This is a genomic window from Caulobacter sp. FG7 (genome assembly GCF_057808875.1).
In genome coordinates this window covers 1-14,125 of sequence record NZ_JBMDIW010000005.1, presented here as the reverse complement: position 1 = coordinate 14,125, position 14,125 = coordinate 1, and the positions used below count along the sequence as shown (strand labels likewise).

The 14,125-nt window shown below is 68.9% G+C and carries 12 protein-coding genes; 10 read left to right on the top strand and 2 right to left on the bottom strand.

Annotated features, from left to right (window positions below; translation table 11 throughout):
• Positions 1-11: 11 nt before the first annotated feature.
• The 3 genes from ACODR1_RS05530 (at position 12) to ACODR1_RS05520 (ending at position 2,202) form a co-directional block, all read left to right on the top strand.
• On the top strand, positions 12-311 hold the full coding sequence (locus ACODR1_RS05530) for a hypothetical protein (RefSeq protein WP_488879555.1): 300 nt from the start codon (positions 12-14) through the stop codon (positions 309-311).
• A gap of 148 nt (positions 312-459) precedes the next feature.
• Positions 460-1,422: a serine hydrolase domain-containing protein gene (locus tag ACODR1_RS05525; protein WP_488879554.1), complete on the top strand. Its 963-nt coding sequence runs from the start codon at positions 460-462 to the stop codon at positions 1,420-1,422.
• 3 nt (positions 1,423-1,425) lie between these two features.
• Positions 1,426-2,202, top strand: a complete 777-nt coding sequence (locus ACODR1_RS05520; RefSeq protein ID WP_488879553.1) for a DUF3471 domain-containing protein — start codon at positions 1,426-1,428, stop codon at positions 2,200-2,202.
• Positions 2,203-2,228: 26 nt separating this feature from the next.
• On the opposite strand, the gene ACODR1_RS05515 is transcribed toward ACODR1_RS05520, so the two are convergent.
• Positions 2,229-2,609: a hypothetical protein gene (locus tag ACODR1_RS05515; protein ID WP_488879552.1), complete on the bottom strand. Its 381-nt coding sequence runs from the start codon at positions 2,607-2,609 to the stop codon at positions 2,229-2,231.
• Positions 2,610-2,703: 94 nt separating this feature from the next.
• Positions 2,704-4,212 carry a UxaA family hydrolase gene (locus ACODR1_RS05510; RefSeq protein WP_488879551.1) on the bottom strand — a complete coding sequence of 503 codons (1,509 nt, stop codon included), beginning with the start codon at positions 4,210-4,212 and terminating at the stop codon, positions 2,704-2,706.
• 161 nt (positions 4,213-4,373) lie between these two features.
• Between ACODR1_RS05510 and ACODR1_RS05505 the strand changes: the two genes are divergently transcribed.
• The 7 genes from ACODR1_RS05505 (at position 4,374) to ACODR1_RS05475 (ending at position 14,061) form a co-directional block, all read left to right on the top strand.
• On the top strand, positions 4,374-5,456 hold the full coding sequence (locus ACODR1_RS05505) for a LacI family DNA-binding transcriptional regulator (protein ID WP_488879550.1): 1,083 nt from the start codon (positions 4,374-4,376) through the stop codon (positions 5,454-5,456).
• A 105-nt stretch (positions 5,457-5,561) separates the two neighbouring features.
• Positions 5,562-7,016 carry a glucuronate isomerase gene (gene uxaC, locus ACODR1_RS05500; RefSeq protein WP_488879549.1) on the top strand — a complete coding sequence of 485 codons (1,455 nt, stop codon included), beginning with the start codon at positions 5,562-5,564 and terminating at the stop codon, positions 7,014-7,016.
• Positions 7,017-7,041: 25 nt separating this feature from the next.
• Entirely contained in the window at positions 7,042-7,884 is an 843-nt protein-coding gene (gene kduI, locus ACODR1_RS05495) for a 5-dehydro-4-deoxy-D-glucuronate isomerase (RefSeq protein WP_488879548.1), read from the top strand.
• Between the two features lie 152 nt (positions 7,885-8,036).
• Positions 8,037-8,792, top strand: a complete 756-nt coding sequence (gene kduD / locus ACODR1_RS05490) for a 2-dehydro-3-deoxy-D-gluconate 5-dehydrogenase KduD (protein WP_488879547.1) — start codon at positions 8,037-8,039, stop codon at positions 8,790-8,792.
• Between the two features lie 286 nt (positions 8,793-9,078).
• Entirely contained in the window at positions 9,079-11,805 is a 2,727-nt protein-coding gene (ppc, locus tag ACODR1_RS05485) for a phosphoenolpyruvate carboxylase (RefSeq protein WP_488879546.1), read from the top strand.
• A gap of 472 nt (positions 11,806-12,277) precedes the next feature.
• On the top strand, positions 12,278-12,952 hold the full coding sequence (locus tag ACODR1_RS05480) for a bifunctional 4-hydroxy-2-oxoglutarate aldolase/2-dehydro-3-deoxy-phosphogluconate aldolase (protein WP_101715169.1): 675 nt from the start codon (positions 12,278-12,280) through the stop codon (positions 12,950-12,952).
• A complete protein-coding gene (locus tag ACODR1_RS05475; protein ID WP_488879545.1) occupies positions 12,952-14,061 on the top strand; it encodes a PfkB family carbohydrate kinase in 1,110 nt (369 codons plus the stop codon). The genes ACODR1_RS05480 and ACODR1_RS05475 overlap by 1 nt, the downstream gene beginning before the upstream one ends.
• Positions 14,062-14,125: the final 64 nt, after the last annotated feature.

The following is a 14,125-nucleotide window of genomic DNA, read 5'->3' as shown; positions in this document are numbered from 1 at the left end:
GGAGAATCCACATGCGTCATACCCTGCTGGTCGGCCTGGCCGCCGTCGCCCTGACCATCACCGCCTGCGAGAACAAGACCGAGAAGGCCGCCGAGGCCTCGGTCGAGAGCCAGAAGGCGGCCGAGGCCGCGGTTCAGGCGTCGAGCGCCGCCAACACGGCCGCCGACGCCAGCGCGGACGCTGCCGCCGCCGGCGACACCTCCACCGCCAAGGCGGCCGGCGACGCCGCCGCTGCTGCGGGCGAAGCCGCCGAGAAAGCCGGCGACAAGGCGGAGAAGGCCGGCGAAAAGGCCAAGGACGCCGCGCACTGACCTAGCCCGGGCGGCGCGCTCCGCGCCGCCCGGCGCCGCCCGGCGCCGCCGGCTCTCAAGGGCCGAACCACCTTTCCTCGGGCTATCTCCACAACCATAGTGAGAGCGTGGCTCCGGCGCGTGCGGGAGCCTTGGGGGAAGGGGAAACATGCGGAAAGTCGCCGTGGCCGCCTTGAGCGTCGGCCTGTCCAGAAGGCTGGCGGTCGCCGCCGCCGCTCTGCTCGTCGCCATGCCCGCCGCCGCCCAGACCGCGAGCTCACCCGCATCCGCCGACGCCCGCCTGTCCGACGCGGCCATCCGCCAGGTGCTGGTCCAGCGGGTCGATGTCGACAAGCAGGCCGCCGGCATCGTCGTCGGGGTCATCGACGCCAAGGGCCGCCGCGTGATCGCCCAAGGCGTCTATGACGCCGCCGATCCTCGCCCCGTCGACGGCCAGACCCTGTTCGAGATCGGCTCGGTGACCAAGGCCTTCACCGGCCTGCTGCTGGCCGACATGGTGCGGCGCGGCGAGGTCCGGCTTGACGAGCCCGTCGTCAAGCTGCTGCCCGCCGGCTCGGTCGCGCCCGAGCGCAACGGCAAGGCCATCACCCTGATCGACCTGGCCACCCACACCTCGGGCCTGCCCCGGCTGGCGGACAACATGCCGATGGCCGATCCGCTCAATCCCTACGCCGACTACGGCCCCGACCTGCTCGACGCCTTCCTGCGCCGCTACACCCTGACCCGCGACGTCGGCGCGGCCTACGAATATTCCAATCTCGGCGTCGGCCTGCTGGGCTGGGCGCTGGCCCGGCGCGCGGGCGGCGACTACGAGACGGTGCTGCGCAAGCGGGTGCTGGCGCCGCTGGGCATGTCGAGCACGGCCATCAAGCTATCGCCTCCGCTGGCCGCTCGTTTCTCGCCGGGCCACACCGCGGATCTGACGATCACGCCGCACTGGGACCTGACGACCCTGGCAGGGGCCGGCGGCCTGCGGTCGTCGGCCGACGACCTGCTCAGACTGCTGGCCGCCGAGCTCGGCTATGTTGAAACGCCCCTGGAGGCCGCCATGGCCGACCAGTTGGTTCCGCGCCGTCCGGTGGGCGGCGAGGTGCAGGTGGCGCTGGGCTGACACGTGGCTGCGACGCCCAAGGGCGAGATCGTCAGCCATGGCGGCGGCACCATGGGCTTCCAGACCTTCGTCGGCTTCGACCGGCTGACCGGACTGGGCGTGGTGGTGTTGAGCAACACCGCCGGCGTCATGGGCGTCGAGGACCTGGGCCTGCACCTGCTGACCGGCGGGCCGCTGAAGACCGCCCCCAAGCTCCGCCAGGCCAAGACCCTGCCGCCGACCGTGCTGGAGGGGCTGACCGGCCGCTACGCGCTGGCGCCCGGCGCGGTGATGACCATCACCCGCGAGGGGCAGCGGATGTTCGGCCAGCTGACCGGCCAGCCCCGTATCGAGCTGTTCGCCGAGGATCCGACGACCCTCTTCGCCAAGATCGTGGACGCGCAGCTGACCTTCACCGTCGGCGCCGATGGACGGGCCAGCGCCGCGACTCTGCACCAGAACGGCCAGAACACGCCCGCGCCGCGACTGGCCGAAGGCGCCGAGCCGCCGGCCGCGCCGACGCCCAAGGCCGTGGCCCTGTCGCCCCAGGCGCTGGACGCCCTCGTCGGCCGCTATGCCCTGGCCCCGGCGATGATCCTGACGGTGACGCGGCAGGAGGGGCGGTTGTTCGCCCAACTGACCGGCCAGCCGGTCTTCGAGGTCTTCCCGCAAAGCCCGACGGAGGTGGTCTGGGTCGTCGTTCCCGCCCGCGCCCAGTTCGTGCTTGGCGCCGACGGCAAGGCGGTAAGCCTTGTGCTGCACCAGAACGGACGCGCCCTGCCGGCGCCGCGCACGCCTTAGGGCGATCGACCGGCGCGTCCCCGATCCTACTCGCCCAGGCCGATGCGCAGAATGCGGCAGCGGGTGATGCCCCAGCCCCCGAAGTCGGACGAGGTGGTTTCGACCACATAGGCCACGAAGACCTTGGTGTTGGTCGCCTTGGCGGTGACGCCCAGCGAAATCACCTTGTCGGGGGACACCTCGCCGTTGGTGGGGGCGTAGAACAGCGACCAGCTACCGTAGGCGCATTCGTCGGCGACGCCCGTCGGCTTGCCGTCGACGCGGATCCAGGCCTGGTCCAAGCCCGAGGTGGAATTGCCGGCCATGACGTTGCGCAGCGTCAGGGTGGCGGCCTGGGCATAGGCCTGCAGCGGCGCGGCCACGGTGACGGCGGCTGCGACCAGCGCGCCGAGCTTGCGCGTGTGCATCGATCTCATTCCCATCCGACCGACACTGGCGTCGGTCGGCCGGAAAAAGCGCGGCCATTGGGATTCGCGTCAAGGCTGCGGCGGCGCCTGGCCGCTACAGCGTCACGCCCGACTTCCAGATGGCGATCTCGCGCTCGCCGTTGCGCTCGGCCTTGGTTTCCTGGCCCGAGGCGGTGGCGACCACCAGATCGAGCAGCGAATCCGCCGCCTGGTCCATGGTCTGACCGTCCAGCACCACGCCGGCGTCGAAGTCGATCCACGACGGCTTGCGGGCGGCCAGCGCGCTGTTGGAGGCGATCTTCAGGGTGGGGGCGGGGAAGCCCAGCGGAGTGCCGCGGCCGGTGGTGAACAGGATCACCGTGGCGCCCGCCGCCGTCAGGGCCGTGGACGACACCGCGTCGTTGCCGGGCGCTTCGAGCAGGGTGAGCCCGTGCGGACCGACCCGCTCGCCGTAGCGCAGCACCTCGACCAGCGGCGCGCGGCCGCCCTTCTGCACCGCGCCCAGGGATTTCTCCTCCAGGGTGGTGATGCCGCCGGCGATGTTGCCGGGCGAGGGGTTCTCGTAGATGGGCTGGTGGTTGTCGATGAAGTAGCGCTTGAAGTCGTCGATCACCTCGACGGCCTCGTCGAAGACCTCGCGGCTTGCAGCCCTTTGCAGCAGCACGTTCTCGGCGCCGAACACTTCGGGGATCTCGGTCAGCACCGGTGTGCCGCCGGCCGCGGCTACCTTGTCGGCGATGCGGCCGACCAGCGGGTTGGCGGTGACGCCCGAGAAGCCGTCCGAGCCGCCGCATTTCAGGCCCACCACCAGTTCGGAGATCGGCGCGGGCTCGCGCTTGTCCTTCTCGGCGATCTCGATGAGCGCCTCGATCGCCTCCAGCCCCTGCTCGTACTCGTCTTCCACGAACTGGGTGGTGAACGAGCGCAGGCGTTCGGGGTCCAGGTCCGGGGCGCTGTCGAGCAGGGCTTTGAGCTGGTTGTTCTCGCAGCCCAGGCCCAGGATCAGCACGCCGCCGGCGTTGGGGTGGGCGGCCAGGCCCGCGATCAGCTGGCGGGTGTGCGACAGGTCATCGCCCAGCTGCGAGCAGCCGAACGGGTGGGGGAATGCGAAGACGCCGTCGACGCGGCCGGCGAAGCGGGCGTTGGCCTTCTCGGCGATGCGGCGGGCGGTGTTGGCCACGCAGCCGACGGTGCACAGCACCCAGATCTCGTTGCGGGTGCCGACTCGGCCGTTCTTGCGGCGATAGCCCAGGAAGCTGCGGTCGCCGACGACCTCGGTGTTGTCGGTTCCGGTCGGCGCGTAGGCGTAGCCTTCGACGCCGGAAAGGCGCGTCTCGACATTGTGGACGTGCACGTGGTCGCCGACGGCGATGTCGCTGACAGCTCGGCCGATCGGCCAGCCGTACTTCAGCACGTCCTCGCCCTTGGCCGCCGCGCGCACGGCGATCTTGTGGCCCTTGGGAATGTCGCTGCGCACCCCGATGGGCTGGCCGTGCAGGTCGACGGTCTCGCCGGCCGACAGCGGGCGCAGGGCGGTGGCGACGTGGTCGCGCGGATCGACGCCGTGGATCGATTCGCCGGGAAAGGTGGCCGTTTCGCTCATCTGGGGTCTTTGTCTTTGCGACTTTTTGTGTTGCCATCCGGTCCTAAGGGAGTGGAAACCGGTGTCAAGAGCTTCGCCAGCGCGCTTTTAGCCGCAGATTGGCTACGCTTTCGACGCTGGAGTATGACAAAAGAAAAGAACGCCCGCCGCATGGAAACGCCGTGACCTCGTCCAAGACGCCCAGAAAGTCCGCCGACGAGTCGGATGTGAACGCTGCGCTGGAAAGCGGCCGCCGCCGCGCCACCATCAACGATATCGCCCGCCTGGCCGGGGTCTCCAAGAAGACCGTCTCGCGCGTGATCAACCAGTCGCCCTTCGTCCGCGAGGAGACGCGGGTGCGGATCGAGGCGGTGATCGCCGAGTGGGGCTACGCCCCCGATCCCCAGGCCCGCGGCCTGGCCTTCCGCCGCTCGTTCCTGATCGGCATGATCTACGACAACCCCAACCCGCAGTACGTCGTGAACATGCAGCTTGGCCTGCTGGACGGCATGCGCGGCTCGGGCTTCGAGCTGGTGGTCCACCCCTGCGATCGCGGCAGCCCCACCTTCCTGCAGGACGTGCGGATGTTCATCGAGCGGCAGAAGCTGTTCGGCGTGATCCTGCCGCCGTCGGTGTCGGAAGACGAGCGCGTGGCCGATCTGCTGCGCGACATCGGCTGCGAATACATCCGCATCGCCTCGGTGCCGCTCGACGAAGAAGAGCACATGATCGTCGGCCACGACCGGCTGGGCGCCCAGGCCATGGGCGAGCACTTGGTCGGCCTGGGCCACGAGCGCATCGGCTTCATCACCGGCCTGCCCAGCTTCCGTTCGTCGCACGAGCGGCGAGGGGGCTTCGAGGACGCGCTGACCAAGGCCGGCGTGAAGCTCGATCCCGACTATGTGGTGCAGGGCGCCTACACCTTCGAATCGGGCCTGGCCTGCGGCGAGGCGCTGCTGGCCAAGACCCCGCGCCCGACCGCCATCTTCGCCGGCAACGACGAAATGGCCGCCGGCGTGCTGCAGGCCGCCCGCCGCGCCGGCCTGACGGTGCCGGAAGACCTGACCGTGGTCGGCTTCGACGACTTCCAGATCGCCCAGGCCGTCTGGCCGCCGCTGACCACGATCCACATCCCGACGCGGGAAGTGGGGCGCATGGCCGCCGAGAAGCTCATCGCCCGCGAGGGCTACGAGCCGGGCGATCCGGCCAAGACCATCCCCTATCTCGTGGTGCGCGAGTCTTCCTCGTCACCGAAGAAAGTGTAGGGTGCGCGCCGCGCCCTGCACCTTGCACCGAACTTTGACACCGGTTACCAAGCGCCACGAAGCGGCCATCTAGCAGCCGCCGGCGAAGGGACGAGGAGACACGCCATGGCCCGGCCCCTGATTTTGCACGACGATCGCCTGTTCCCGGCCGATCCCACCGTCCGCGGCATCGCCCGCGAGCTCTATGCGACGGTCGCAGGCCTGCCGATCATCAGCCCGCACGGCCACACCGATCCGGCCTGGTTCGCCACCAACGAGCCGTTCCGCGACGCCACCGACCTCTTGCTGGCGCCCGACCACTACGTCTTCCGCATGCTCTACAGCCAGGGCGTGGCGCTGGACGACCTGAAGGTTCCGCGCAAGTCGGGCGTGCCGACCACCGACCCGCGCGCGGCCTGGAAGCTGTTCGCCCAGAACTTCCACCTTTTCCGCGGCACGCCGTCGTGGATCTGGCTGAACCACGTGTTCAGCAAGGTGTTCGGCTTCACCGAGTTCCTCGGCGAGGACAACGCCGACGCCTATTTCGACGGCATCAACGAGGCGCTGGCGACCGACGCCTTCCGTCCGCGCGCCCTGTTCGACCGCTTCAACATCGAGACCCTGGCCACCACCGAGGGCCCGCATGATCCGCTGAAGCACCACAAGGCGATCCGCGAGAGCGGGTGGGGCGGCCACGTGATCACCGCCTATCGTCCCGATGCGGTCATCGACTTCGAGGACGAGCGCAGCCCGCGCGCCTTCGAACGTTTCGCCGAGATCTCGGGCCAGGACGTCTACAGCTGGAAGGGCTACCTTGAGGCCCACCGCCTGCGCCGAGCGGCCTTCATCGAGGCGGGCGCCACCTCGTCCGACCACGGCCATCCGACCGCCGCCACCGCCGACCTGACCGACGCCGAGACCGAGGCCCTGTTCCAGAGCCTGGTGAAGGGCGACGTGACGCCGGAGAAGGCCGAACTGTTCCGCGCCCAGATGCTGACCGAGATGGCCAAGATGAGCCTCGAGGACGGTCTGGTGATGCAGATCCACCCCGGCTCGCACCGCAACCACAATGTCGGCCTGCTGGAATCGCACGGCCGCGACAAGGGCGCCGACATTCCGATGCGCACGGAATATGTCGATGCGCTGAAGCCGCTGCTGACCCGCCTGGGCAACGACAAGCGCCTGTCGGTGATCCTGTTCACCCTGGACGAGACGACCTACAGCCGCGAACTGGCTCCGCTGGCCGGCCACTATCCGGTGCTGAAGCTCGGCCCCTCCTGGTGGTTCCACGACAGCCCGGAAGGCATGATGCGCTTCCGTGAGCAGGTCACCGAGACCGCCGGCTTCTACAACACCGTCGGCTTCAACGACGACACCCGCGCCTTCCTGTCGATTCCCGCCCGCCACGATGTCGCTCGCCGCGTCGACAGCGCCTTCCTGGCGCGCATGGTGAGCGAGCACCGCATGGATTTGGTGGAAGCTCAGGAGCTCATCGTAGACCTGACGTACAATCTGCCTAAGAAGGCCTACAAGCTCGATCAGCCGCGGCCTCTCCCGGCCCCGGCGCTCGCTGCCGAATAAGAACACCACTTCCGGAGTAAACACGATGTTCGCCAAGACCTACCACGCCACCCATCCGGACATGATGTTCGCCGTCAGCAACGACGACCTGCGCGACCGCTACCTGATGCAGGACCTCTTCGTCGAAGGCGAAGTCGTCCTGAACTACAATCACGCCGAACGCTTCGTCGTCGGCGGCGTCGTCGCCTCGACCGCCGTGAAGCTGCCCGACCAGACCGAACCGGCCTCGGCCGCCGGCCACCCGTTCCTGGAGCGCCGCGAGCTGGGCGTGATCAACGTCGGCGAGACCACCGGCAAGATCACCGTCGACGGCGTCGTCTACGACATCGTTCCGCGTGACGGCCTCTACGTCACCATGGGCGCCAAGGACGTGACCTTCGAAGGCGTGAACGGCGAAACTGCTCGCTTCTACCTGGTCAGCCTGCCGGCCCACGCTTCGTTCGAAACCAAGAAGCTGGCCTTCGCCGACGCCATCCCGCTGGAGCGCGGCGCTCTCGAAACCAGCAACGAGCGCACCATCTACCAGTATATCGTCCCGACCACCTGCAAGTCGGCTCAGCTGCTGCTGGGCATGACCGTCCTGAAGCCGGGCAGCGTCTGGAACACCATGCCGCCCCACCTGCACGACCGTCGTTCGGAAGCCTACTTCTACTTCGGCCTGGGCGAGAACGACCGCGTGTTCCACTACATGGGCGAGCCGGACGAGATGCGTCACATCGTGATGGCCAACGAGGAAGCCGTCATGAGCCCGCCGTGGTCGATCCACATGGGTTCGGGCACCGCCAACTACACCTTCATCTGGGCGATGGGCGGCGAGAACCTCGACTACACCGACATGAACGTGCTGGACATCTGCCAGCTGAAGTAGGCGTAACACGCCACCCGCGCTCCTCCGGCCGTCATCCCGGCCGGAGCCAGGCGTAGAGCCGGGACCCAGGGCGGCCGCAAAGCGCCGCCCTGGGTCCCGATCGGCTTTAGGGCCGTCCGGGATGAAGCAATTGGGATCAGGAAGCAGATAAAATGGCCAATCCGTTCAGCCTCGAAGGCAAGGTCGCGCTCGTCACCGGCGCCAACACCGGCATCGGGCAGGGGATCGCCATCGCGCTCGCTCAAGCCGGCGCCGACATCGCCGCCGCGGGCCGCAGCGAGCCGACCGACACCAAGGCCGCCGTCGAGGCGCTGGGCCGCAAGTTCGTGTCGATCAAGGCCGACTTCTCGACCACCGAACCCGTGCAGCGCGTGATCGACGAAACCGTCGCCGCCCTCGGCAAGGTCGACATTCTCGTCAACAACGCTGGCATCATCCGCCGCGCCGACTCGATCGAGTTCTCGGAAGCCGACTGGGACGCGGTGATGGACACCAACCTCAAGGTCGTCTTCTTCCTGACGCAAGCCTTCGCCAAGCAGGCCCTGACCCAGGGCGGCGGCAAGGTTATCAACATCGCCTCCTTGCTCTCGTTCCAGGGCGGCATCCGCGTGCCGTCGTACACGGCCGCCAAGTCGGGCCTGGCCGGCCTGACCAAGATCCTGGCCAACGAGTGGGCGACCAAGGGGATCAACGTCAACGCCATCGCGCCGGGCTATTTCGACACCAACAACACCGAGGCTCTGCGCGCCGACGCCGACCGCAATGCCTCGATCCTGGCCCGCATCCCGGCCGGCCGCTGGGGCCGCCCGGAAGACCTCGGCGGCGCCGCTGTGTTCCTGGCCTCCTCGGCCGCCGACTACGTGCAGGGCGTGACCCTGCCGGTCGACGGCGGCTGGCTGGCCCGCTAAGGCCGGCGGCCTTCGGGCCGTCGCTGAGCCGAATGATCCCCGCGAAGGCGACTTCGCGGGGTTTTTCGTTTCAGGAAGCAGGGCTACCCGCGCGCACACGCATAAAAAGCGCACGGCCGAACAATGGTAGCGCAACCATTGAACGGTCCCGCTTCCCCAAGGCGAAGAAGGGCTGTAGAGCCCGCACAGCGTTCGACCGGGCCGGGCTGAACGCGAGAACCGTTAGATCAGTTCTTACAGTCCCTAAGTCCACCGCTCTCCCTGGCGGTGGTGATGGAGCATGCGCATGCGCGACTCGGCCCTCTCTCTCGGCGCCAGCCGTCCCACCAGCCGTGATGTCCGGCAGAACGCCAGCCTGCTTGGCGATCTGCTGATCGAGGCGATCGGCTATCTGGAAGGGGAGGAGGCCGCGGGCCTTGTCAGCAAAGCCCGCAAGGCCGCCGCGCACGAGACCGACGAGGGCGAGGCCCCGGGCCTCGACCACCTGTTCGAAGGCCTCTCCAACGATCAGGCCGTCTTCCTGGCGCGCGCTTTCGCCAGCCACTCGCTGCTGGCCAATATCGGCGAGGACGTCGCCGGTCGCCGCCGCCACGCCGAGGCCGACGCCCGTCCGGGCGACGAGCGCGCCCGCACCCTGGTCGACGCCGTCGCGGCCCTGAAGGCCTCGGGCAAGACCGACGCGGACCTCGCCAAGATCTTCGCCGCCATGAACGTGGTGCCGGTGCTGACCGCCCACCCGACCGAAGTGCGCCGCCGCAGCATGGTCGATCGCGAGACCGAGATCTCGCGCCTGATGACCCTGCGCCGCCACCACCTGCCGGCCGATCTGGAAGCCGACATCCGCGAGCGCCTGTTCCGCGAGATCGCCCTGATGTGGCGCACGCGTCTCTATCGGCCCGAGCGGATCACCGTGAAGGACGAGATCCGCAACGCCCTGTCGATCGTCCGCACCTCGATCCTGCCGGCCATGGTCGATCTTTACGAGGAATGGTCGGGCAAGATCGGCAGCCACGGCCACATCGCCCCGCTCCTGAAGATGGGCTCGTGGCTGGGCGGCGACCGCGACGGCCACCCCGGCGTCAACGGCGACACCCTGAAGCTGGCCCTGTCGTCGCAGTCGCGGGTGATCCTCGACTGGTACGCCGGCGAGGTGCGCAAGCTGTGGTCGAACCTCGCCGTCTCGACCGCCTACACCCCCGTCTCCGAGGAGCTGCTGGCCCTGGCGTCGCAGGCCAAGGACCCGTCGGTGCACCGTCTGGACGAGCCCTATCGCCTGGCCCTGGAGCTGATCTTCGACCGCCTCACCGCCGTGTCGCAGAAGCTGACCAACCAGTGGGTGGCCTACGCCACCAGCCGCACCGACGTGGAGCCCTACGCCCACCCCGACGCCTTCGTCGCCGACCTGCAGATCATCATCGACTCGCTGGAAGCCAGCGGCGGCGAACGCCTGGTCGGCTCGTCCCTGCGCACCCTGGTCGCCGTCGCCAAGGCCTGTGGCTTCCACCTGATGAGCCTGGACCTGCGCCAGAACGCCGACGTCCACGAGCGCACCATCCACGAGCTCTACCAGCGCTCGGGCTCGGGCGTGCGCTACCTCGACCTCGACGAGGAAGCCCGCTCCAAGCTGCTGATCGAGGAACTGTCGCACCAGCGGCCCCTGGTCTCGCCCTTCACCGCCTATGGCGAGGAGACGGCCAAGGAACTGGCCACGATGGAAGCCGCCGCCCAGGCCGTGCGCGACTACGGCCACGCCTGCATCGGCGCCTACATCATCTCCAAGTCGGCGACCCTGTCCGATATCCTCGAGCCGCTCGTCCTGCTCAAGCAGGTCGGCCTCGTCTGGGGCGGCGCGGCGCCGCGCTCGTCGCTGAAGATCGCCCCGCTGTTCGAGACCATCGAAGACCTGGAGAACGGTCCGCGCGTGCTGCGCCAGTGGCTGGAGCTGCCGATCAGCCGCACCATCCTGGGCGACCGGCCGGTGCAGGAGATCATGCTCGGCTACTCCGACAGCAACAAGGACGGCGGCTATGTCGCCTCGCGTCGGGGCGTGGCGCGCGGCGCATCTGCTCTCGCGTTCGAGGCCGACCGGATGGGCGTCGGCATCCAGCTGTTCCACGGCCGCGGCGGCAGCGTCGGGCGGGGCGGCGGACCGGCCGCCGAGGCCGTGCTGGCCCAGCCGGCCGGCACCGTCCAGGGCCGCATCCGCATGACCGAGCAGGGCGAGATGATCGCCCGCCGCTTCGGCGACCAACCCACCGCCCGCCGCAACCTCGACGGCCTGGCCGCCGCCGTGGTCCAGTCCAGCCAGCGCGACGTCAACCGTCCCGACCCCAAGGTCGAGAGCGCGATGACCGCCCTGGCGCAGGCCTCGTTCGAGGGCTATCGGGCCCTGGTCTACGACGACCCGGCCTTCGAGGACTTCTTCTGGTCGGCCACCCCGATCGGCGAGATCGTGGGCCTCAACATCGGCAGTCGCCCGGCCTCGCGCACCGCCAGCCGCAAGATCGAGGACCTGCGGGCCATCCCGTGGGTGTTCAGCTGGTCGCAGGCCCGCTTCATGCTGCCGGGCTGGTACGGTTTCGCTTCGGGCGTCGAGCGTGCGGGCCTGTCGACGGGGCAACTCCAGGACCTGGCCGGCGACTTCGACTTCTTCGCCTCGCTGCTGTCGAACATGGAGCTGGCGCTCGCTCAAAGCCACATGGGCATCGCCGCCCGCTACGTGGCCCTGTCGCCCGACCAGGCCAACGCCCAGCGCATCTTCGAGACCATCAAGCGCGAGCACGACAAGGCCGCCGAGATCGCCCTGGCCATCCGTGGCGGCGCCAGCCTGCTCGACAACCAGCCGGAACTGGCCGAGTCGGTGGCCCTGGCCGGTCACTCGGTCGACCCGCTGAACCACCTGCAACTGGAACTGCTGGCCCGCCGTCGCGGCGGCGAGCAGGCCGAGGACGTGCGCCTGGCCATCCAGCTGACCGTGGCCGGCATCGCGGCGGGCCTGCGCAACACCGGCTGATCCAGAGAAGGGCGCGCCGCCGCTCATTCGGCGCGCCCGTCAAAAACGCGACGCTCGCGAACCTGCGTTTTCTACAGGCTTGCTCAAATGTCGAAACTGCGCTTATCTGTCTATGACACCGGTGACAAAACGAGCCGAGCTCCAATTGCTACCGGTGTCACGACGTTTTGGGTCGGCTCCCCCGACCCGGCGTCCTGCGGCTCTTTGAGTTCGCTCCTGCGCAAACTTTTCCGGGGCGTCGAGCTTTAGCTCGACGCCCTTCATTTTACCTTGGGGTGCGCGCCGGGCCTTGGCTCGGTGCCCTTTATTTCGCCGGGGGCAGGGGGCCGGCGGAAAGTGACGCGGCGGCAGCCACGCGCTGTGGCGCAAGTCGCGCGCGCGGGCTAAGGGATCGCCCGAACAGATCTTCCACGCGCGGCGCGCCACGGCGGCGCCTCGCGCAAGAACGGCCCTTTCCGGGAGGAGTACGAGAATGCTGAAGAACCGTATGGCGGTGCTGCAGGCCCTTGAGACCCAAGGCGTGGTGCCGGTGTTCTATCACCCGGACGTCGAGATCTGTAAGAACGTCATCCAGGCCTGCGCCGACGGCGGCGCGCCCTGCATCGAGTTCACCAACCGCGGCGACTTCGCCGCCAACGTCTTCTACGAAGTCACCAAGCACTTCGCCTCGGCCGATCCGCGCGTCATCATGGGCGTCGGCTCGATCGTCGATGCGCCGACCGCCGGCCTCTACATCGCCAACGGCGCCAAGTTCATGGTCAGCCCGATCGTCAACGCCGACGTCGCCAAGCTCTGCAACCGCCGCATGATCCCCTACAGCCCCGGCTGCGGCTCGGCGACCGAGATCTCCTACGCCCAGGAACTGGGCTGCGAGATCGTCAAGGTGTTCCCCGGCTCGTCGGTCGGCGGCCCGGACTTCATCAAGGCCGTGATGGGCCCGATGCCCTGGACCAAGATCATGCCGACGGGCGGCGTCGATCCGGACGAGGCCTCGATCAAGAAGTGGTTCGGTGCGGGCATCGTCGCCGCCGGCATGGGCTCCAAGCTGATTACCCAGGAAGCCCTCGATGCCAAGGACTACGCCGGCATCTCCAGGAAGGTGCGCGAGACGGTCGACCTGATCGCCAAGGTGCGCGGCAAGGCCTGATGAGCGACAAGCCGATCCTCAACCTGCGCCCGGCCGCCGAGACCCGCTGGGACTGCGCGGCGCTGGGCGAAGTGATGCTGCGCCTGGATCCAGGCGACGGCCGGGTGCGCAACGCCCGCCAGTTCCAAGTCTGGGAAGGCGGCGGCGAATACAACTTCGCCCGCGGCATGAGCAAGTGCTGGGGCAAGCGCGCCACCGTCGCCACGGCCCTGCCTGACAGCGATCTCGGCTGGCTGGTCCAGGACCTGATCGGCCAGGGCGGCGTGGACATGTCCCACGTGGTCTGGCGCGAGTTCGACGGCCTGGGCCGCAACACCCGGGTCGGCCTGAACTTCACCGAGCGCGGCTTCGGCGTGCGCCCGGCGCTGGGCGTCTCCGACCGCGCCAATTCCGCGGCTTCGCAACTGCGCCCCGGCGAGATCGACTGGGAGCGGCTGTTCGGCGAGGAGGGCGTGCGCTGGTTCCACACCGGCGGCGTGTTCACCGCCCTGGCGTCCAACACCGCCGAGGTGGTGCTGGAGGCCCTGGAAGTCGCCAAGAAGCACGGCGTCGTCGTCAGCTTCGACCAGAACTACCGCGCCTCGCTGTGGAAGGACCGCGGCGGCCTCGACGCCGCCCAGGCCCTGAACCGCAAGATCGCCGCCATGACCGACGTGATGATCGGCAACGATCATGACTTCGTGGTGTGCCTGGGGATGGAGATCGAGGGTCTGGTGAAGGGCCTTCCGCCCACCGACCCGGCCAACTTCAAGACCCTGGCCCCGCAGGCGGTGAAGGCCTTCCCGAACCTCAAGGTCCTGGCCACCACCCTGCGGGCCGTGCGCTCGGCCAGCGTCAACGACTTCGGCGCCATCCTGTGGGCCGACGGGGCCTTCTACGAGGCCCCGATGCGCGACGGTCTGGCCATCTACGACCGCATCGGCGGCGGCGACGGCTTCGCCTCGGGCCTGGCCTACGCGCTGATGGAGAACCTCGGGCCCCAGGCCGCCGTCGACTACGGCGCGGCCCACGCGGCCCTGGCCATGACCACCCCCGGCGACACCTCGATGGTGCGCCTGAAGGAGGTCCAGGCGCTGGTGCAGGGCGCGGGGGCGCGGGTGATCCGCTAACCGGGGAAGAGACCCCCCTCCGGCCCTCCGGGCCACCTCCCCCAGAGGGGGAGGATCTATTGGC